Raw genomic sequence first — 22,354 nt, forward strand, 5'->3', positions numbered from 1 at the left:
CGTGACATGAAACGTTTAGCTCAGTTTATAACAGGATTTATTATCCTAATATGTTCGTTGCAAGTTATGGCCAATGAGCTAAGTCAGTCTCAGCGCCTAATTTCTATTTCCATGATGATGGAGTCTGACAAGCCTGCAGCTGGAACCCACGAGCTCGCTATCACCATGACACCTCAAAAAGGCTGGCATGGTTATTGGCAAAATCCCGGTGATGCAGGCTTTCCAACGCGGTTTGATTGGCAGTTGCCCGAAGGCGTGACAATAGGAGAGGTGCAATATCCGGCACCGAGTCAGCTGGTGACCAGTGATATCATGAATTACATTTATCACGGCGAATATACCTTGCTTGCGCCTATCACTATTGATAGCAGCATTGCAGTTGGTACTTCGTTGCCCATCAAGCTCGATATCAGCTATCTAGTATGCAATCCAACAACCTGCTTGCCAGAACAACAGACGATCGAGCAAGACTTCATGGTCGGGGATGGCAAGGTTGAGCAGAATCATCAGCGGCAATTTAGCCAATGGCGTCAGATGCTACCTAGACCATTGGATGCTAAGGGGCAGTTTGCAGTCGAGAACAATACTCTGACGCTGTCTTTACCGCTACCCGGTTCAGTCGACAGCCGTAATGCCCATATCTATCCCATAATCAATAATACCCTAGTAAACAATGCACAGCAGATCCTGAACCATGAAGGCGATGTGCTGAGTATGCAAACGCAAGTGGGTGATGAATTAGCTGATTTATTTCAAGGAGTTTTAGTATTAGAAAATGGTACCGCATTACGCTTTGATGCCCATAAAACTGACCATGTCGCGTTTATTGTACCGCCGATAAATGAAGATAATACCAGCAATCAAAACATCTGGTTGATTGGCATCACGGCTTTTGTGGGCGCAATTCTAGGCGGCTTACTACTTAACATCATGCCCTGTGTATTTCCGATCCTGAGCTTAAAGATTTTGAGTCTGTCACATCAAGGCTCGGAAAAAGCGGCGAGGATAGGCTCAGTTGCTTATACCTTAGGTGCGGTGTTGGTCTGCATTTGCTTAGGTGGCGCTATCTTAGGCCTTAGGGCCTTGGGGCATCAAGTCGGCTGGGCATTCCAGTTGCAAAGTCCAGCTGTAATTGCCGCATTGATCCTGTTAATGAGCGCGATTGGGTTTAATTTGGCGGGCTTGTTCGAAATAGGGACATTAACCTCAGGTTCTAAATTGCAAGATCAAAAAGGCCCCATGGGAGATTTCTGGACTGGGGTATTAGCGGCATTTATTGCAACGCCTTGTACCGGGCCCTTTATGGCGACAGCTTTAGGTGCCGCCTTAGTATTACCAACGACGGTGGCATTGGTAATTTTTGCTGGCTTAGGTTTTGGCATGGCATTACCGTTTCTATTGGTGGGTTTTGTGCCGGCATTACGTACTCGCTTACCTAAGCCAGGGGCTTGGATGGTCACCGTAAGGCGGATCCTTTCTTTGCCTATGTTTATTACCGTATTAGGCCTAGTGTGGATTTTGATGCGTCAATCAAATGATAATTATGTCTTGTCTGTACTTGCAGCCACCATGCTATCCACCTTTGGTCTATGGCTAACTGGTTTGTGGCAACACTCGCAGCATAAAGGCCAGTGGTGGCCTAGCCTCTTATTGACGTTACTGCCTCTGTTGGCACTCATTTATTGGGTTCCACAGGCTGAATCCCATGCACAGGGTGAACAAAAAGAGGTGGCGGAAGCGCTTGCCTTTAGCCAAGAACAACTCAATATCTTAGGCGCGCAGCAAGATGTGTTTGTGTATTTTACGGCTGACTGGTGTTTAACCTGCAAGGTAAATGAGAAAACATCGATTGAGCGCCAAGAAGTCAAAGCAGCGTTTAAACAACATAATGTCGCGACTATGATTGGCGACTGGACGAACGGAGATAGTCAGATCACTGAGTTTTTATCACAACATGGGCGTTCTGGAGTACCTTTGTATTTGTGGTATAAAAAAGGCGTAAACAAACCGATTGTTCTACCTCAAATATTGTCTCAAACAATATTAATTGAACAGGCCAAAGGATAAAAGTTTAAATACGACACTGTAATGTCACATTTTAAGCATTAATTTAACCATCTGCACTTAGTGTTGGCTTTGCTGAATAAATCCTAGCATTAATCAACTTTGACGTAATAAGCAGTCCTGATGACTCATTAGGACTGCTATCACCTAGATGCCATTAAGATATAGATCGTTGATTACTTGGAATTTACTCTATTCTATCCCTGAATATTAAGGAAGCTACCTCACAAAGATGCACCACCAAACATCCGATCAATCACGAGTGTCATGGCAGCGCACGTTCCTCCGGGCGACAATGAGCAGGACATCGCAGCCCCCCTATTTTCCGCTTAGCCCTTCGGGCAACTCGAACAGCAGTGCTTTAAATATCGTGGAGGTGATCAGGGAGTGAGCGTAGTCCATGTCCTGCGGTAGCAATGGATTAGCCCCCAGTTTGCATTCAACCAGTTAGTACAGGAACTGGCTCGCATGCGGACCGGCATTGATCAACAAAACATTATTCATGCTTGTTCCCCACCCCGAAGTTTCTGGGTGAAGTGCATACCACGAGCCAGCAACCCATGACGAAAATAGAAGCGTTGTGCTAAGGGCTTATGCAGGCCGGTATCCAAGACAAAGTGATCACATTGACGCTTCACAGCCTCATCACGCACGGCAGCCAACAGTCGTCCTCCCAAGCCGCTGCGTTGAAGGTCTGGGCTCACGACTAGGTCATCGACGTAGATGAAACGTCCGTAGATCAGGTTTTTCAGCTCGCGGTAACCCGCCAAGCCGACGATGTGAGCACCGTCCCACGCTGCGAGCAAACGGTAATCTTGCTCGGCCTGACGCGCCAATTGCGCGACATAGACAGCTGAAGAGGTGATATGCGGCCGCAAGATACGCATTAGGTCAAAACTGGCCCCAAAGGCCTCTTTGCTATCAAGGTGTTGAAGTGTGTAAGTCATGCCCGTTGTCGGCTAAAAAGTGATGGTCAACTTTAAAGCCGCAATGACTTAAGCTACAGGGCCAAAAAGTGCATAAATGACTAGGCCATGAATGCTCCATTCAAATAATACCGCTGAAGTGGTCAATAAAAATTGGCCAACTTTATAGAGCTATGTGGATAACACTACCAACGGTATGGGTTCAGCTAAACTACTCATGCCCCCAAGGTTTTGGCGGTAATACAACAGGTTGAGTGAGATCAAAATCGACTTTGAAATCGCGGTTTTCGCGCGTGAGTTGATAACTAAACGTTGTTGGCGTAATTTCCATGTGCCACACATTCGTGATCGACTGAGTGAGCCCATTCTTAACGAAGTTGTCGATAGATTCCCTATCAATGGGAAACGATTGTTTCAACACTGTCCCATCATTCATGGTATCGCCGCCATACATAGTCACAGCATCTTCACTGCCATCTTGATGGCGATGGTCGTGTTTCAACTTAAGCCCTTGCTGCGTTTTAGTCAGCACCCAAGTACGTGAATGGTCATCACCGACATGGAACGGGATCTTAAGCTCAGTGTCGCTGCATTCGCGCACGTGCATAATTAAAGACTTACCGCTAAAGGCCGAGTCCGCAGTGTCATCCGAAACCACTTTTCCCGCAAAAGCTTGGCCACAATGGGCAGCAATTTGCGTGAAGAAAGTATTCTGCGTCTCAGTGGATAAGGGCTCAGCTTGAGCCGCTATGGATGGTAAGGCAATCGAAGACAAACTGGCGAGCGCGAGACTTTGTAGGGCAATTTTGGACTTCATCATGTTCTCCATTTTTTAGATGAAAAACACCCTAACACTAGGAAATAAATTCAAACTGAATTTTCCCTAGTGTTAGTGATGATAAGCCAAGTAATTACCAGCCGATATACGTGCGTGAACGGTTACCGAGACGCTTCTTGATAAAGCGAGCTGTAATAATACTGCCCATCATCAGGAAGATAAAAATCCCCGCAGAGAAGAGCACGCTAGTGACCCAAGATCCCGGCGGTAAACGGTAACGCATTAAGGTCGCAGTGGCGTTAAACATCATGTCGAACAGCGGATGAATAAAGAAAATCGCAAAACTCATCTCAGCCACTTCCACTAACCAAGGCAATCGACTGCGCCCCGACAACCATTCGCAGAAATTCAGCACTAACACACATAAACAGAGCTTTTGAATAAACTGCCAATCGATGCCGTTATATTCAAACGGAGCCTTATGGTAGTTACCAATATGCTGCACTATGTAAGTTTGCTCGACTAAGCTCACCACTAAAAAAATCATCGCGAGGGCAGTAAAGATAGAACCAAAGCGCGTCACAATATGTTCATCTTGCGAATATAAAATACCAATCAAATAGAAAGGCATAAAATACACCACTGAGTGGATGAAATTGACGTTGCCTATGGGTCTATGCAGCAGAATAGCCACCACACAACTCAGAACAAATAGCGTCCAACGCATCTGCTGTGAGCAACGGATAAACCACAAAAATATCGGCGAAAATAAAAACACCGCCATGATGAATGGAATATACCAATGCGGATACAGGATATAACCGTTACGTATTGTGTAAAAAATACTCAGCAAGAGTTTATCGAGCGACTGGTGCTCCATAAAAATCCAGCGCAAACACAAACAGAATAAACCGATCAGAGAGACGACTAAAAAAGGATAAAGTACGTTCTGTACTTTGTTCTTCATGAACTTGCTGTAGTCGAAATCCTTATAAAAAATACGATGGAAAAAGTATCCCGAGATAAACACGAACAAGGCCGTGCCACCGCGTAATAGGTTTTCCAATAACAGCGGGAAACCTTCCCCAGAGTTGTAAATACTGTGGCCAAGCACGATAAAGATAATCGCAATGCCACGCATGTAGGTAAATTCGAGCTGATTTTTTCTCATTATTAATTCATCGCACAGTAGAGGGTTCTTCCATCAACAACACTCGCAGAAACCCTAATAGTTCCATGGACTTCTGCTTCATTGAATACCAGATACTGACCCTCACGCTGAAAGGGGAATGCCAAAGGTAACAGAGTTGCAGCCTCAATGCCCTCACAATAATTTTGTACAGGAACATCGAGTAATGGACTGCCACTCACTGACAAGTTACTAAATTGCGCGCTCATCCCTAGGTAGGCTTGCGTCATTTCATCTTGGTACGGCACAACATAAAAACCAGAACGCACATCACCCACATCAATAAAACTACTGCTATCGCTCACGCTCGGCATCACCAATAACGGTACTCTAACGTCCTGCGCATTCAATAATAGCTGCGACAATTTCGCTTGAGTGGCGGGATAATACGCCAGCATTTCCTGTAACGGCTTCTTCTGTTTATTGTCTTTTCTTTCTACGGGCGGCACTGGTTTCACGCGATTTAACAGTAAATCTAGCGGTAACATGCCCGACATGACGGACTCTTTCCACACATAAGGATCTTGAGTGCTATCCAACAATATGCCCGCCAAGGCGCCGATGTTTTCCGCCTCAGCCGTCCAACCACCCAACATTTTCCTCTGCTGGTAATAGTCGTGCACATATTGGGTCAGTATTTGCTGATAACCGAGTAAGGTTTGATTTTGGCTTAAGATACGTGCGCCAGCGGCCAATTCCACATACTTAGCGCTGCCTTCGACGAGGTCGTTGATGTAACCGACTCTATCCTCGTTTGGCGCAATTTGACGCCATTGCTGCAACCAATAGGCCGCATGGCTCAAGTGTAATGACTGCTGCTCGGGTTGTGCCAGCGCCGCCATTAAGGCATCAAACAACTGTAAACGGTAATAACGGGCATCGAGGCTGAGCGGAAACACTTCGCCCTCGTAACGCCTGCCCTCTTCTAATACTCGCCATTCGGATTGCGCATAAAAATGGAAAGCTTCATGCAGACCATTACTGGCCCAGATTAAAAAGGCTAAATCCGTGGGCTTAGTGTCGGAAGTGAATTGGATGTTCGGCGCTTCGAGTTGGATTAATACCCCTGGCTGACCTTGATATTGCGGAAAACCGAAATTAACAGACAAACCAGACTGCAGGTTGACTGACTCTAAGACACTATTATCTTGAATGATTTCGCCACCGGGCTGACGCAGCCAGACGTTGCCGCCATAACTAAAGAGGTGCACTTTATCTTCGAGGCGAAAACCCGGCCACAAAGCTTCGCTCTGGCGACTATTCTGCGCCATAAAATCGAGGTAAAGACGGGCGAGTTGTTCCGGAGAGGCCTCATCGGCAAACGCGGGGGTAGCGGCAGAGACACCTAAAAACCATAGGATCACTACCATAATATTTTTCATTTATCTGCCTAAACAAACACAAGGGGTTTACAAAACAGCGCTAGCATATAGCGCAATCAAGCAATAGTGAAACGTTTGCAAAAAAATATTTTTACCCCAGAAAATCTAAGTAAAAACCAAATCCACGACTCCTAATAAAATCATATTTTTAGCGCAATTTAGCATCACTTAGGTCTTGTCGCGCCCATTAGGCTTAAACCTTAGTTTCCGTCGGTTTATCGCCAAACCAGAGCGCCAGTTTATCCGCCGCGAGGGATTTCACTTCGTCATCGATATATAAGGTCACCATAGTCAAAGCTGCGGCAAGGGCACCTAAGTCATCGGTAAAACCCACTAAAGGTGTGAGATCGGGGATCGCATCTAAGGGAGAAATAAAATACGCTAAGGCGCCGAAGATGACAGACTTGGCCCACTTAGGCGTATTCGGCTGCTGCGCCGCATAATAAAGCCACAGGGCACGCTCGATCACTTCCCTACCCGCCTGACGGCTAAAGAGTTTAACCTTGTTCCAAAATCCGCTGTCAGTAAATTGCTCATCCGCCATCATATCGCTCCTGCAGCTTGAGATTGTTTGAGTATCAATCTATTCCTCCTCACAGTGTACGACGATAAGCCGCAGGGGTCAGGCCAAATTGTTGCTTAAAACGTAAGGAAAACTTTTCCGCCGATTGATAACCACAGGCTAAGGCCACTTGTAGTAATGGCTCGCCCGAGTTTTGCAGCATGGCCAAACCATGGCTCAGCCGGACTTCGACTAACAACTGCCTAAAACTGGTGTCTTCTAACGCCAATTTACGCCTAAGGCTGGCCGTGCTCATGTGTAACTTGTCGGCAATCTCCTCCTGCTGCCATGGCGCCGAAGGACTCACGCTCATCAAAGCCAAGGCCGCTTGAGTCACGCTGCGTTGCGTGTGACCATACAACCAGTTCACACTGCGTTTATCAGGCAAACTGAGCAGTAACGCAGCCAGATAATGCAGCTGAACAGAATCAGCCAGCGACAAGCTCAAACTCTGTAATAACGCATTCCAAGCTAAGTCCACCGCGCGCGATACGTTTTGGACTGGCATAGGATCGCGCCAATCGGCCGTGCTCGATAAAATGCCTTGGGGTAAATCGTGGGGAAGCAATAACTGCACTGCCCGATAGCGCCCAAGAAAAGGCCGATTCACAAAGCTGATATGCGAACCCGCAGGAATTAACAGTAACTGACCTTGGCCCACCAAAACGGATTCATCTTGCCAGAGTAAAGACTTTTCCCCATGGATAACCCGAATAATCGACGGCTGGTGCACAGGTACTTGAGATAAAGATTGTGCCTGCTTCGAATCATATTCAAACAAACGGATCATGACACCAGCCTAATTATCAATGGATTATCGGTTATATACCGCAGTCAACTTGGCGCTACCTAAGGCTTGTGCTCTGAGCATAAAGCCTAATAATGCAGGGCTAGCGTCCTTTGGCAGATCTAATGCACTGGGCAATGCCCACACAGTGAATTCATACCTATGTACGCCATGACCTTCGGGCGGACAAGCACCACCAAAGTCTGTGGTGCCGAAGTCGTTCTTCAAAGCGATAGCGCCTTTGGGCAGTGCATCTGCATGCGAACCCGCGCCTTGCGCCAGTGATGTTTGCGCTGCGGGTAAGTTATATACCGCCCAATGCCACCAACCGCTGCCCGTTGGTGCATCAGGATCATAAGCCGTCACCGCAAACGCTTTCGTCCCCGCTGGTACTTCAGTCCAAGTCAATTGCGGCGAAATGTTTTCACCTTGGCAACCGAAACCATTAAATACTAATTGCGATGTGAGTTTATTGCCCTCGCTCATATCTTTGCTCGTTAACGTCATAGCATGTGCCTGTCCAAATAAGCCCAATACTAAACTCGCCCCTAGCCACCATTTATTCATGTCTATCTCCCATTGATGTTTCGACCTGACTAATCTACGTCAATCCAAAAGATCACATCTGCCCTAAAACGGCAATTTTCTGCCCCAAATGCTCAAATGTGAGAAAAAAACTGTCACTTTTGCAATCTTTCAGCATGCATGTGATTTTGTAAAGAGAATTTATGCATAACTATGCAGGCGCATCGTGCGGTATAAATCAAGAAGCTTATTACTACAGCCTTTTAATTAAAATTAGAAAAAAAGAATAAAATGTTTTATGCAAATTTATTATTTAAATAACACTGACAATATTTACTTTCATAATTTAGATAAAGATACTTAAGTATGATTGACTCAGTTTAATATCGATTAAATAAGTTAAATTTAAGTGCTGATTATTAAAAAGTAAGACATAGGTCATGATTTTATTTATAACTCACATATAAACTTCACTCCGTAATAAAAACCTAACTATTTTCTCTAAGTCATAATGGAGTCGTATATGAAGAGGAAATCTAAAATCATGGCGCATATCCGGCGCACGCGGCATATCATGATGCCTAGTCAACGTGACTATTTCGATCACTCCTTTATCTTCCTCCGCTAATCTCAGCGCAGGTAGTAGGCCAACGAACAGGTCTAAAGTGCTATTGCTCTAATTTTTGCAAACACTTAATGTACTGTCTTTTTTTGGTTTATTAACTTGCGTCACTATCAAAGCATTCTTTTATCAGTGCAGTTTTACTGCGGCTAAGCTATTTGCACGCCAAATAAATATATTTCAACTTTTATTTATTTCGCGACATTGGCATAACCACATCTAATCTGCGTACGGAATAGCTATATCTAATTTTTATGCCATTAATGTTTTTAATTAGGTATAGGCACACTTGTATCTATTTTTTAAAAAGTAAAAGGGAAATTAACTATGAAATCATTAAAAGTAGCCGCTAGCTTATCTGTTAGATCTTGTTTCGATATCGACAGAGAAGTCGTCAATGTATTAACCACAGATTTTTGCGATGTGGGCGCGGCTGTAGTCTCTGTTGATGATGTTAGAAATGGTATTGTTGAAAAGATTAAAAACACCGGATTGAAACTACCGATTTTCGTTTCAGTTTGCTGCGAAGAAACTTTCCCAGACGATGTTTGCTCATCTATTACTGGGGTATTTGAACTCTGCGGCGATAACACTGACTTCTACGGAAAACAGGTTGAAACTGCGGTCGATAAATATGAGCAAGCGCTATTACCTCCTTTCTTCGGCACACTGAAAAAGTACGTTGAGATGGGTAATTCCACCTTTGCTTGTCCAGGTCACCAAGGCGGACAATTCTTCCGTAAGCATCCTGTGGGTCGTCAGTTCTTCGACTTTTTTGGCGAAACGATTTTCCGCGCCGATATGTGTAATGCCGACGTCAAATTAGGTGATTTATTGATCCATGAAGGCGCACCACTTGCAGCGCAGAAATATGCTGCCAAAGTCTTTAATGCCGATAAAACCTACTTTGTACTTAACGGGACTTCATCTTCAAATAAAGTGGCGACCAATGCGCTGCTTGCTAAAGGTGACCTGGTATTATTCGACCGCAATAACCACAAATCAAACCACCATGGCGCGTTAATCCAAGCTGGTGCAACACCCGTTTATTTAGAAACCGCACGTAATCCCTTCGGATTTATTGGTGGCATCGACGCTCATTGCTTCCAAGAGTCCTATTTAAGAGATCAAATTCGCGAAGTCGCCCCAGAAAGAGCCGATGAAAAACGCCCCTTCCGTTTAGCGATAATCCAACTCGGCACCTATGACGGCACCATCTACAATGCTCGCCAAGTGATTGATAAAATTGGTCATCTGTGTGATTACGTCTTGTTTGACTCAGCTTGGGTCGGTTACGAACAGTTCATCCCTATGATGAATGACTGCTCGCCACTCTTGCTCGAACTGACCGCTGAAGATCCGGGCATTATCGTGACTCAGTCGGTGCATAAACAGCAGGCGGGCTTCTCGCAAACATCGCAAATCCATAAAAAAGATAAACATATCAAAGGCCAAGATAGATATTGCAACCATAAACGCTTCAACAACGCCTTTATGATGCATGCTTCTACCAGCCCCTTCTATCCTCTATTTGCGGCGCTAGATGTGAACGCGAAAATGCATGAAGGCGCAAGCGGTCGTTACCTGTGGCGCGAAGCGGTAAAAGCCGGCATAGAAGCACGTAAGCTACTGTTGAAAAAGTGTAAATATATCAAGCCATTCGTGCCAACCATGATAGATGGCCGCCTATGGCAAGACTATGAAACTGAGCAAATGGCCGATGACTTACGTTTCTTCGAATTCGAACCTGGTCAGAAATGGCACTCCTTCGAAGGTTATGACAAAGGCCAATACTTCGTTGACCCTTGTAAGTTCCTATTAACAACACCAGGCATAGATGTAGAAACCGGTAAATATACCGACTTTGGTATTCCAGCGACTATTCTGGCTAACTTCTTACGGGAAAATAATATTATTCCTGAGAAGTGCGACTTAAATTCGATTTTATTCCTGATGACGCCTGCGGAAGATATGGCCAAGATGCAACATCTGGTCTCGCAAATATCTCGATTCGAGAAATTAGTCGATGAAGATGCGCCATTATCTGAAGTTTTACCTAACGTCTATAACGCGAATAAAGCACGTTATCAAGACTATACCATACGCCAACTTTGCCAAGAAATGCACAATCTTTATGTCAGTCATGACGTAAAACAACTGCAGAAAGAAATGTTCCGTAAAGCGCATTTCCCAACCAAAGTCATGGATCCACAGGAAGCAAACCTAGAATTCATTCGTGGCAAAGTCGAATTAGTCCCGCTATCACAAATTGAGGGAAGAATTGCCGCAGAAGGTGCACTTCCTTATCCACCAGGTGTGCTATGTATGGTACCAGGTGAAATATGGGGTGGCTCTGTTCAACGTTATTTCCAAGCTCTCGAAGAAGGTATCAACTTATTACCTGGATTCTCGCCAGAACTACAAGGTGTTTATCTCGAAAACACCCCTGACGGCAAAATTCAAGCAATGGGCTATGTACTAAATAAATAATGAAGACTGACTGCAGAGTTTATTAACCCCGCTCTGCAGTCAATTTCATACTCCCTATAATAAGTCACCTACATTAGGTTATTAGTATGAGTAAATCAGAAAATAAAATTGGCGTCGTCCAATTAACTATTATCACCATAGTCAACATGATGGGTTCGGGCATTATTATGCTGCCAACCCAATTAGCTCAAGTCGGTACTATTTCGATTTTATCTTGGTTAGTCACGGCGGCGGGCTCAACTGCCCTCGCCTACGCTTTTGCCAAGTGCGGTATGTTCAGTAAGAAATCCGGTGGTATGGGCGGTTATGCCGAATATGCCTTCGGCCGCTCTGGCAACTTTATGGCTAACTACACCTATGCCGTTTCGCTGCTCATCGCCAACGTCGCCATTGCGATCTCGGCCGTGGGTTATGCCGCCGTGCTGCTTGATGTAAACCTAAGCCCAATGGCCATTTGTCTTGCAACCGTTGGCGTGCTTTGGCTGGCAACGATTGCTAACTTCGGTGGTGCCCGTATCACAGGTCGTGTGAGTAGCGTGACTGTGTGGGGGATTATTCTACCCGTGATTGGCGTGTCGTTAATTGGTTGGTTCTGGTTCGACATCGACCTCTACAAAGGTGCATGGAACCCGCATGATATGCCATTCTTCAAAGCGTTAGGCGGTTCTATCGCCATGACTTTGTGGGCATTCCTTGGTTTAGAATCGGCCTGTGCCAACTCCGAAGCCGTCGATAATCCAGAGAAAAACGTCCCTATCGCAGTAATGGGCGGTACTTTAGGCGCGGCGGTAATTTATATCGTCTCTACTAACGTCATTGCCGGTATTGTGCCAAACGCCGAACTTGCCATGTCAAACGCGCCCTTCGGTTTAGCCTTCGCGCAGATGTTTAACCCTGTGGTCGGTAAAATCGTGATGGCCTGCGCCATTATCTCTTGTACTGGCTCGCTACTAGGTTGGCAGTTCACTATTGCCCAAGTGTTTAAAGCCTCTGCAGATGAAGGATTCTTCCCTAAAATCTTCTCTAAAGTCAGTAAAGCCGATGCGCCAATTTGGGGTATGACCATTATCGTTTGTATTCAAACCGTTTTATCTCTGATGACTATTAGCCCATCACTGAGCAAACAGTTCGAAGCACTCGTTAACCTCGCCGTCGTCACCAACATTGTGCCTTACATACTATCGATGGCCGCCCTTGGCATAATGCAAAGACAGCAAAAAGTACCGGTTAATAAAGCCCGTATTGCCAACGTGATTGCCGTGATCGGTGCCTTATATAGCTTCTATGCCCTGTATAGCTCAGGCGAAACCGCAGTAATGCTTGGCGCCATGGCCACCTTCTTCGGTTGGACTATCTTCGGCGTGATCTCAAACAAAGCACCCGTTGCCGATACGCGTCCAGCCTAAATCCGGCTAGCGCATTATCGAAAACGATTAATTACACCATCTAAAAGAACGGTTACTCAGGGATCATAGGTTAAGCCTATGATCCCCTGGAGAATACTTGCTCATTATCGGGGGATTTATGAATAAGACTTGTCTCGCCTTAGTGTTACCTATGCTATTAACGGCCACCAGCAGTCAGGCAGTTGAGCTCTATAAAGATCAAAAAAACACATTAGATTTAACTGGTTGGTTGGGGTTTGCCGCCCTGAATGACAGCCACGACACCTCGGTTATCGACGATTCATCACGCTTAAGATTTAGCTTCGAGCGCAGTGAGAGAAACGGCTGGACCGCCTTCGCTACCACAGAATGGGGGATCAATATGGTCTCCAGCGACGATGGTTTAGTGATGCAAGGGGGCAAACTCGCCGCCGAAAAGACCGATGATTTTCTCTATAACCGCTTAGGTTATGTCGGCATGTCCCACGATGTCTGGGGGAGTTTGAGCTTTGGTAAACAATGGGGCGCCTATTACGATGTCGCCGGCACCACAGATTTACCCAACGTTTTCGCCGGTTACAGCGTTGGTGCCTACACCTTTGGCGATGGCGGCCTCACTGGCACTGGCCGTGCCGACTCCGCCTTTATTTACCGCAATAGTGTCGGCCCAGTGCAAATTGCACTGCAATATGCCGCCAAAACCAATGGCGATGTCAGCTTAAAAAATGATGACGGCAGCGAGATGAGTAACTCTGAGTTGAGTTTCGACAGCAGTTACGGCGCCAGCATCACCTATGCGGCAACCGACAAATTCAAGCTACTCGCAGGCTTTAACCGCGGTGATTTTGAAGGCCACTTAGGTAATACCCAAGTCGATGAGACCAATGAAATTATTGGCATTGGTGCCATGTACGGTGACTACTATCACTATGCAGAAGGACGCGAAGCCAGCGGTCTCTATGTGGGTTTTAACGCTCACCAAAGTAAGAGTAATGAACTGGTCAATGGTGATCTCTACGACGCCACTGGTGCCGAGTTGATGACAGCCTATCAATTCGACAACGGTTTTGTGCCTTTGGTCGTGCTCAGTTATTTAGATTTAGACACAGATGCAACTACGCCTATCCAAGGTAAATGGACCCGCCAATTTGCCATGCTGGGTCTGCACTATCGCTATAGCAACGACACTGTGATGTTTGCTGAAATGAAGTTAGATTTCAGTGATATGGATGATACCGCGCTCGAGGCCCAGGAAGACAACAGCTTCGCAGTCGGGATTAATTACTTCTTTTAAGGCTCAAGGGAATTTGACTAAGGTGGCTAAAGCGCTCATTCAACTTTGGCATACCTTGGTCATATATAGCGGGATTGTTTTAAATAACAGTCTTCAGTGGCTGTTTTAGTCACATGTTTAATTGAACCATGTTTTGCAGGACAGGCAGCTCGCGTCATCGCTCATATGCGTGAGCTTATTTGAGGCTGAGGTGCGGCGCACGTTTCGTCTACAAACGCTCGCCGTAACACTCATTGGATGGTACCGCAGGCTTACCATTATCTCTACGCCACTCCAAGTCAGTTTCTGGAGTGGTTTTTTTTCAATTTCGAGCGGCTAGCTCCAGATTTGCTTCGACCTTCAGCGTCACTTATTAATGCCGACGACTGTCGTTCAGCTACCCCTTCGCTTTAAAGGCTAATCTGCAACATCATGATAAAGCAGACAAGCCTCGCGTTAAGTTCCCAATAACCGACGTTTGTCTATACTTCGCCATTTATCGCCTGAATACAGCGCTGCACGACTTCTTCGAAAGTGCCATCTATGCTCACTTGGATAACGTCAGCTTCATCGGTCGCGGGCATTTCCAGCGTATCGAACTGACTCTTGAGTAGCTCAATCGGCATAAAGTGGGCTTTTCTGGCAAACATGCGTTCTTTGACTAATTCAAAATCACCATATAGATGAATAAACACCAGCTTACTGTTGTTCTGACGGATTAAGTCACGATACTGACGACGCAGCGCAGAGCAGACAATCACCCCCTGTTCACCTTTTTGTTCAATGCTATACACAGCATCGTTGATGCGCTCAAGCCAAGGTGCGCGATCGCTATCGTTAAGCGGTGAGCCAGATTTCATCTTGATAATATTGGCTCTAGGATGCAGATCATCACCATCGATAAATTTCGTCTCTAACGCCTTTGCGACCGCAGCACCAATCGAAGATTTGCCACAACTAGAGACGCCCATGAACACATAGCTATTGCCTTTTTTTCTCTCAGTCACTTTGTTAACCTCATGCCAATTCTCGAATTTAGTCACTTCCCACTCTATCATATTACGGGTAACATGTTACCGGTAACCTACAAAAATGTGGACAACTTAACTAACAAGGAAAAGTCCTCTTATGTCTGATATGTCATTGATTCTGACAGCGCTGGGTTCAATCGCCCTGCTACTGTTCTTAGTGATGAAAGTGAGATTACATGCAGTGGTATCACTGATACTGGTGTCGATCATTGCCGGCCTTTTCTCCGGCATGAACCCAGCCGATATCACTAATACTATTCAACAAGGTATGGGGGGAACACTGGGCTTTGTGGCGGTGGTGGTCGCTTTGGGGGCGATGTTTGGTCGCGTCATGGAAGAGACCGGCGCGCTAGATCAGATAGCCCATACACTGCTGAATAAATTTGGTAACGACAAAGCCCACTGGGCGATGACCTTTACTGGCTTTATCTGTGCGCTACCTCTCTTCTTCGACGTTGCTGTGGTGTTGCTGATTGGCATCGCCTTTGCCGTGGTTCGTAAAGGGGGCGGTAGCGTCGTTAAAATTGGTATTTCGCTGCTCGCGGGTATTGCCACATGTCAGGCGTTTCTTATCCCTGCACCTGGGCCTATTTTGGTCGCTTCACAGCTCAATGCCGACTTTGGCTACATGATAGTATTTGGTCTGCTGGCATCGATTCCGGCGATGATTCTAGGCGGTCCACTCTTTGCCAGTCTCATCTCGCAAAAAGTCCATGTTGAGCTACCAGCCCACGAGCAGCAAGAAAAAGGTGAACGAGAAGGCGGACCTATCCCCTCATTCGCGCTCTCAATCAGTATTGTGATTTTTCCACTGCTGCTTATCGGTTTAAAGACGGTGGTGTCGCGCTTTATTGATGAAAAATCCGATCTGCATAATTGGCTCGCCTTGATAGGTCATCCTTTCACCGCCATTCTGCTAGCCTGTTTAATCGCATTTTATGTGCTGGGCGTGAGACGTAACATTCCCAATGACCGCATCATGGAAATCTGTAGCAGTGCGCTCCAACCTGCTGGGGTTATTATTCTCGTCACCGGTGCTGGCGGCGTGTTCAAGCAAGTGCTGATTGATTCGGGTGTCGGCGATGCTTTAGGGAATATGTTGGCAGGTTCTGGATTACCGATTGTGATACTGGCATTTATTTTGTCGGCTTCGGTGCGCGTTATCCAAGGTTCGGCAACCGTGGCCATGTTAACGGCTTGCGGCCTTATCATCCCGATACTTGAACCATTGAACTTAGATGGTGCTCAATTGGCGGCGATTACGATTGCCATTGGCGGTGGTTCGATTGTGCTCTCGCACGTTAATGACTCAGGCTTCTGGCTCGCAAACCGTTTTCTTGGATTGTCAGAAAAACAAACGCTGCAAACGTGGACGGTAATGGAAACCATTATTGGCACGACGGGCGGCATAGTTGCAGTCATCATCTCAGCGTTTCTCTAACGCTAGCCAGAGATCAAAAACATTAGGCATTAGCCGTTAAGCGAAAGATCAAGGGGAAGTCTACAATGTTTCCCCTAGATCAATACGATAGCCCAGATCGATAACCGATTCTGCTATCTCTTTGCCATTTAATCGGTCTAATAACTCAGTGGCAGCAATTCGACCTATCTCCTTTCTCGGGGTAATAATGCTCGCCAATTTTGGCGTCATGGATTGCCCAATATCATGGCCATGAAACCCTGCAACGCCTATTTGTTCGGGGATCTTGATGCCTTGTCTTTGACACTCAAATATCACCCCCGCCGCCAAATCATCGTTGGTGCAGAAAAAGCTATCCACATAGGGATATTTCGCTAAGGTTTGTTGCAATAACGACGCACCCAAGGAAAACGACGAGGCCTCATTTGTGGTCATCGCCAAAGGTGTGAGCTTGGCTTCCTGCATCGCTAACTCGTAGCCTCGCATCTTAAGCTGAGTGCGAATATCCATGCGCGCGCCTAAGTAAGCAATGTGGCGATAGCCTTGTGCAATCATGGCCTTAACCATTTCGCATGCAGCTGCTGTGTTATCGAACCCCACACACTGTTGAATTGAAGACGACACACTATCCATCATTTCAATGACCGGAATGCCCGCCGTTTCAATCATTCGCACGGTACGCGGCGTGTGGTAACTTTCGGATAAAAGTAAGCCATCAATATTGTAAGAAAGCAGTGATGCCACCCGCTCCTCTTCTAATTCTGCCTGATATCCGTAGTGAGCCAGCATGGTTTGATAACCGCGTTTGCCAGTCACATTCTCAATACCGCGCAGCACTTCGGCAAACACTTGGTTGGTTAACGACGGCACTAACACGCCAATGGCGCGGCTGGTTGCTTGCGCCAAAATTTCCGGAGCGCGATTAGGTATATAACCTAAGGTTTCTAGCGCGATAGCTATCTTTTCTTGAGTGCTTTGCGCCACCCTTGTTGGATTTTTTAAATAGCGGCTCACCGTCATTTTGGTGATCCCAACTTGATCGGCAACGTCTTGAAGAGTGGGTCTACGCTTTTTATTCATAGTATCTAATGTTAGTTAACAAGCCGCGGGTATGGGTGAGATGTATAGCTAAAATATCGAATATAAACAAATAGTAGACATAAGCATCAGACGAGATTTTATAATAGTTCGCCCTGCGATACCAGTTAGGACTATTTTATCGCGGCGCCGCTCATTGTAAGCATTTATCGGTAAAGATGATGAGGGGCTGATAACAAAAAGCTCAAGTGCTAGCACGTATATGCATTAACTTATTTCAGACTGAGCTAAGGTAAACATACTGGAAAAATTGTGGCGAAATCAAAAAGGATTGTAAAAAAGGAGAGTATCGCAGGATGATCGTGCTAACTAGGCCACTCCAAGCTCATGTCTGGAGCGGCCTTTGTACATTATTGTGATAGCTAAAAGTGATTACTTAGCCTGTTGGCGACCTTGGGATGGCTTACCTGCTGGTTTACTACCACTTTTTGATGGACTTCCAGCTTTAGCCTGAGAACCGCTTGCCTTAAAACCAGACTGGCCGAAGGGCGCTTTCGCTCCGGGACGGCTCGAATGGGCTCCGCTAGGTTTAGAACCACTGGGTTTAGCTCCCGCTGGCTTAGAACCGGCAGGCTTAGCGCCATTCGCTGCAGGTTTTCCACCTTTGCTGGCCGGTTTTGATTCCGCGCCCGCCTGAGCTTGCGCGCCGCCTTTAGCCGCACCTTTAGATTTGCCATCGCCCTTGCGGTCATCAAACTGATTACCCGAGAAGCGCGTAAAGGCTTTTTGGCCTTGGTTGGCATCTTTCATCCACTTAGGTCCGCGCTCATTTCGACCTTCTGGCGGCACTAATTGATGTGGGCTATTGCCGATCAAGTCTTCACGCCCCATGGCAGTTAACCCTTCACGGATCAATGGCCAACCCGCAGGATCGTGATAACGCAGCAATGCTTTATGCAAGCGACGTTGACGCCCTTTCTTCGGCACAGATACCACTTCGCTGGTGTGCTTGACGTTTTTCAGCGAGTTTAACTCGGTATGATAAATCGTGGTCGCATTCGCCATTGGTGACGGATAGAAGTTCTGCACTTGGTCGAGCTTGAACTTACGCTCCTTCAACCACAGCGCTAAGTTCACCATGTCTTCGTCGGTCGTGCCCGGATGCGCCGAAATAAAGTAAGGGATCAGGAACTGCTCTTTGCCCGCTTCCTTCGAAAACTTATCGAACAATTCTTTAAACTTATCGTAGGCGCCCATGCCGGGTTTCATCATCTTGCTGAGCGGACCTTCTTCGGTATGCTCAGGGGCGATTTTTAAGTAGCCGCCCACATGGTGCTGCACTAACTCTTTTACATAAGCCGGATCTTCGATCGCCAAGTCGTAACGCACGCCAGAGGCGATCAATACTTTCTTGATGCCAGGTACAGCACGCGCTGCGCGGTACAAGTCGATAGTGTGTTTATGATCTGTGCCTAAGTGGCCGCAAATCGATGGGAACACACAAGAAAGACGGCGACAGGTTTTTTCGGCCTTTTCGCTAGTACAGCCTAAACGATACATGTTGGCGGTAGGGCCGCCTAAATCGGAAATCACCCCAGTAAAGCCTGGCACTTTTTCCTGAATATCTTTGATTTCTTTAACAATCGATTCTTGTGAACGACTCTGAATGATGCGGCCTTCATGTTCGGTAATCGAACAGAAAGAACAACCACCAAAGCAGCCACGCATGATGTTAATAGAAGTCTTGATCATGTCATAGGCAGGGATTTTTTCCTTGCCATAGATAGGATGAGGAATGCGCTGGTAAGGTAAATCGAATACGGCGTCCATCTCATCGGTATTAAGCGGCCATGCGGGCGGATTCACCCAAACGGCGCGATCGCCATGGGGTTGGAATAACGCACGGGCACAACCAGGGTTTTGCTCTTGGTGCAAAATCCGTGAAGCATGGGCATATAAATATTTGTCTTCAGAGACTTTTTCAAACGCTGGCAGCAGCACATAGGTTTTATCCCATGGCTTAGGTTTAGGCGGCTGAACGCTAATTGGCTTAGGGGCTTCGTTATCGAATATCTTCACATCCGACGGGCCAGACAAGTTAGCACAACCCACATCATCGGCGCCGTAAGGATTCGGCAGCGGCTCTATCTTATGCAGTTGGTCAATCTTGCGCGAGTCCATACCGCGCCATTCGGGCAGCGGCTCTTTACGGATAACAGCAGTGCCGCGCACATCGTGCAGCGAGCTAATCGGTTCGCCCGCAGCTAAGCGGCGTGCCACTTCAACTAAAGGACGCTCGGCGTTGCCGTACATCAGAATGTCGGCCTTGGCATCGAAAATCACACTGCGACGCACTTTGTCCGACCAATAATCGTAATGGGCGATGCGGCGCAAACTGGCTTCAATACCGCCAATGATCACAGGCACATCTTTAAAGGCTTCTTTACAGCGCTGGGTGTACACAGTCACAGCGCGATCTGGGCGCTTACCGCCAATATCGCCAGCGGTATAAGCATCGTCAGAACGTAAACGACGGTCAGCGGTGTAACGGTTGATCATCGAATCCATGTTGCCGGCGGTGACGCCAAAAAACAGGTTCGGACGACCCAATTGCATAAAGGCGTCTTTGCTCGACCAATCGGGCTGGGAAATAATGCCGACTCGGTAACCTTGGGCCTCTAACATACGGCCGATCACTGCCATGCCAAAGCTTGGGTGATCCACATAAGCGTCGCCTGTGACTATGATAATGTCACAGCTATCCCAGCCAAGCTTATCCATCTCCTTGCGGGACATAGGTAAGAAAGGCGCAGTGCTGTCGCCTGTAGCCCAATACTTGGGATGACTAAAGAGTGTGGATTCAACTTGCATCGATTATGACCCGAAAACGTAATGTCAAATAAAGGCGCCACTGAAAATAAGTTACACCAATTTAGGGACGCGGAGTATAGCAGGCAACGAGGGATAAGTGCGATTAAAAAAACATCAATCAAGGCGTTTTTCGGGGTATTTGAGCCTGAAGCCTAATACCCCTAAATCCGCTATGGATATGGCTTAGGGCGGAATCAACCGCCCAATCCCAAGCGTCTAGAGACCCTTTCCTAATCCTTGGGCAAAATGCAGCAAATTCACCAATGCCAGACTGATGATCACTATCCAAGTGAGCAATACGCCCCAGAAACGTCCAAAATGGTAACCGCCTTGGCCTTGGGTTAAGCCGATAGCATGGAGCAGGCGCGCCACTATCCACACAGTTCCAAAGCAGTGGAGATAAAATACGGGTAAGCCACCGGCTTCGGCCACCAGCATGAGAATCAATACGATAGGCGCATTTTCGATCAGGTTTACATGGACGCGATTCGCTAAGGCAAGCGCATTGTTACCGCCATCCCCTAGGCCAATCTTGTGACTTTTTCTGACCTTCACCACGCGATAGGCTAAAGCGACAATTAATAGCCCAGTGAGGCTGGCGTAAAGACCCGTTACCATCAAAGACATATCTATTTCCCCTTATCAAAAAGCTGACTATAGCCCGAGCTGCAAAAATTCAGCAATTTATTTGTATTAAGGTTAAAAGCCGTTAACCTTTTATAGACAAGATAGGTTAATATGCGCGCGTTAATCCCTACAACTTTTTATACAGTGAAGACCCCGATTGGATAACGACGAGTTTATCGAAAAACGCAGATTTATCATCAAGCTAGGCAAGGCATTGCATAAGTTTGGCACACCCGCTTATCGCCTAGAAACCCACTTACAAACCGTTGCGCGCACCTTAGGTATCGAAGGCTACTTCCTTATCTCGCCAACTTCGATGACCTTCGTTTTACAACACGATACAGATCAAGAATATAACCATGCCGCTCGGGTCAAGCCCGGCGAACTCGATTTAGGTTCACTCGCCCGCACCGATGAATTAGTCGATGAATTAACTTCGGGCAAGCGCACTTTGGCCGAGGCCTTAGACCGCTTAGAAGAAATCGCCAACAAACCCAATCCCTATGGCCCAGTGCTAACCTGTTTTTCCTTTGGTACTTCAGCCGCTGCCTTTGCCATGTTGATGGGCACAGGTTGGAACGATGTATTTTGGTCGGGGTTATTAGGCTTATTTGTCTATGGCTTGGTATACCGCGCCGAACGCTCGGCACGCATGGCCGAAGTGCTCGAACCCTTCGCCACCATTCTTTGTGCCATCGCCGCCTGCGGCATAGCACGTATCGATCCCAATATTAATATCCCGGTGGTGATCCTCTCATCGATCATTATTTTTATTCCCGGCTTAGCATTAACCTTAGGTCTGGCCGAACTCGCCGCGCGGGATTTGATTTCCGGCACGGCGCGCATCATGGATGCGATTATGCAATTGTTTAAACTGTACTTTGGTGCAGTGCTCGGCATGGCGATTGGTAAAGCCGTGTTTGGCGAAGCGATTCATATCGAGCCAGAAGGGTTGCCGCGCTGGGCAATTTGGTCGGCGGTGCCGATTTTATCTATGGCGTTAGTGTTTATCTTCAAGGCACGGATGCAAGATTCGCCTTGGGGCGTATTAGCTGGAATTGTGGCGTTTTTCTCGGCCATGCTCGGCGGACATTATTTTGGTGATTCGGTAGGCATTTTCTTTGGCGCCTTGGCCGTAGGGATTTACTCCAACCTCTTCGCCCGCTGGATGAAAGCTCCCGCCTCCATCGCCCTGTTGCAAGGCATAGTGATCTTAGTGCCCGGCAGTAAAACCTATATCGGACTCAATGCCTTAATCTCGGGTGAGACCATGCTCAATCAGTCCCATATTGGCTCACAAATCTTTTTAATTTTTATGTCGCTGATCGCAGGATTGATTTTTGCCAACGTCGCCGTCCCGCCAAGGCGAACATTGTAACAATTG

The 22,354-nt window shown here is 46.8% G+C and carries 17 protein-coding genes; 6 read left to right on the forward strand and 11 right to left on the reverse strand.

Features of this window, described 5'->3' with window-relative positions:
• The first annotated feature begins 6 nt into the window (after positions 1-6).
• Entirely contained in the window at positions 7-2,067 is a 2,061-nt protein-coding gene (locus BM607_RS20120) for a protein-disulfide reductase DsbD domain-containing protein (RefSeq protein WP_071940639.1), read from the forward strand.
• Between the two features lie 497 nt (positions 2,068-2,564).
• Here the strand turns inward: BM607_RS20120 and BM607_RS20125 are convergent, their stop codons facing one another.
• From BM607_RS20125 to BM607_RS20155, 7 genes are all read right to left on the reverse strand, one after another.
• Entirely contained in the window at positions 2,565-3,011 is a 447-nt protein-coding gene (locus BM607_RS20125; RefSeq protein ID WP_071940640.1) for a GNAT family N-acetyltransferase, read from the reverse strand.
• Positions 3,012-3,201: 190 nt separating this feature from the next.
• Positions 3,202-3,807, reverse strand: a complete 606-nt coding sequence (locus BM607_RS20130) for a hypothetical protein (RefSeq protein WP_071940641.1) — start codon at positions 3,805-3,807, stop codon at positions 3,202-3,204.
• Positions 3,808-3,901: 94 nt separating this feature from the next.
• A complete protein-coding gene (locus tag BM607_RS20135) occupies positions 3,902-4,939 on the reverse strand; it encodes an acyltransferase (RefSeq protein WP_006083507.1) in 1,038 nt (345 codons plus the stop codon).
• Between the two features lie 2 nt (positions 4,940-4,941).
• The gene (locus tag BM607_RS20140) at positions 4,942-6,339 is read right to left on the reverse strand and encodes a hypothetical protein (RefSeq protein ID WP_071940642.1); all 1,398 of its coding nucleotides are present in this window, start codon (positions 6,337-6,339) and stop codon (positions 4,942-4,944) included.
• Positions 6,340-6,532: 193 nt separating this feature from the next.
• Positions 6,533-6,883 carry a YkvA family protein gene (locus BM607_RS20145; RefSeq protein WP_071940643.1) on the reverse strand — a complete coding sequence of 117 codons (351 nt, stop codon included), beginning with the start codon at positions 6,881-6,883 and terminating at the stop codon, positions 6,533-6,535.
• A gap of 49 nt (positions 6,884-6,932) precedes the next feature.
• The gene (locus tag BM607_RS20150; protein ID WP_006083510.1) at positions 6,933-7,691 is read right to left on the reverse strand and encodes an AraC family transcriptional regulator; all 759 of its coding nucleotides are present in this window, start codon (positions 7,689-7,691) and stop codon (positions 6,933-6,935) included.
• Between the two features lie 24 nt (positions 7,692-7,715).
• The gene (locus BM607_RS20155; protein ID WP_011848111.1) at positions 7,716-8,255 is read right to left on the reverse strand and encodes a YbhB/YbcL family Raf kinase inhibitor-like protein; all 540 of its coding nucleotides are present in this window, start codon (positions 8,253-8,255) and stop codon (positions 7,716-7,718) included.
• Between the two features lie 907 nt (positions 8,256-9,162).
• Here BM607_RS20155 and speF point away from each other — a divergent pair.
• The 3 genes from speF (at position 9,163) to BM607_RS20175 (ending at position 14,004) form a co-directional block, all read left to right on the forward strand.
• The gene (gene speF, locus BM607_RS20165; RefSeq protein ID WP_011848112.1) at positions 9,163-11,325 is read left to right on the forward strand and encodes an ornithine decarboxylase SpeF; all 2,163 of its coding nucleotides are present in this window, start codon (positions 9,163-9,165) and stop codon (positions 11,323-11,325) included.
• Between the two features lie 86 nt (positions 11,326-11,411).
• Positions 11,412-12,731 (forward strand): putrescine-ornithine antiporter, encoded by a 1,320-nt coding sequence (gene potE, locus BM607_RS20170; protein WP_071940644.1) that lies wholly within the window; start codon positions 11,412-11,414, stop codon positions 12,729-12,731.
• Between the two features lie 118 nt (positions 12,732-12,849).
• A complete protein-coding gene (locus BM607_RS20175) occupies positions 12,850-14,004 on the forward strand; it encodes a porin (protein WP_071940645.1) in 1,155 nt (384 codons plus the stop codon).
• A gap of 461 nt (positions 14,005-14,465) precedes the next feature.
• Here the strand turns inward: BM607_RS20175 and BM607_RS20180 are convergent, their stop codons facing one another.
• Positions 14,466-15,026, reverse strand: coding sequence for a gluconokinase (locus BM607_RS20180; RefSeq protein WP_006084481.1), 561 nt, complete (start codon positions 15,024-15,026; stop codon positions 14,466-14,468).
• 85 nt (positions 15,027-15,111) lie between these two features.
• Here BM607_RS20180 and gntU point away from each other — a divergent pair, with 85 nt between their 5' ends.
• The gene (gntU, locus tag BM607_RS20185) at positions 15,112-16,455 is read left to right on the forward strand and encodes a gluconate transporter (protein WP_006083518.1); all 1,344 of its coding nucleotides are present in this window, start codon (positions 15,112-15,114) and stop codon (positions 16,453-16,455) included.
• 60 nt (positions 16,456-16,515) lie between these two features.
• Here the strand turns inward: gntU and gntR are convergent, their stop codons facing one another.
• From gntR to BM607_RS20200, 3 genes are all read right to left on the reverse strand, one after another.
• A complete protein-coding gene (gene gntR / locus BM607_RS20190; protein WP_071940646.1) occupies positions 16,516-17,514 on the reverse strand; it encodes a gluconate operon transcriptional repressor GntR in 999 nt (332 codons plus the stop codon).
• 390 nt (positions 17,515-17,904) lie between these two features.
• Positions 17,905-20,343, reverse strand: coding sequence for a YgiQ family radical SAM protein (locus BM607_RS20195; RefSeq protein WP_071940647.1), 2,439 nt, complete (start codon positions 20,341-20,343; stop codon positions 17,905-17,907).
• Between the two features lie 216 nt (positions 20,344-20,559).
• Entirely contained in the window at positions 20,560-20,970 is a 411-nt protein-coding gene (locus BM607_RS20200) for an MAPEG family protein (RefSeq protein WP_063884632.1), read from the reverse strand.
• 157 nt (positions 20,971-21,127) lie between these two features.
• Between BM607_RS20200 and BM607_RS20205 the strand changes: the two genes are divergently transcribed.
• The gene (locus BM607_RS20205) at positions 21,128-22,348 is read left to right on the forward strand and encodes a threonine/serine exporter family protein (RefSeq protein ID WP_006083522.1); all 1,221 of its coding nucleotides are present in this window, start codon (positions 21,128-21,130) and stop codon (positions 22,346-22,348) included.
• Positions 22,349-22,354: the final 6 nt, after the last annotated feature.

This window comes from Shewanella sp. SACH (assembly GCF_001887095.2).
Lineage (GTDB): Bacteria > Pseudomonadota > Gammaproteobacteria > Enterobacterales > Shewanellaceae > Shewanella > Shewanella baltica.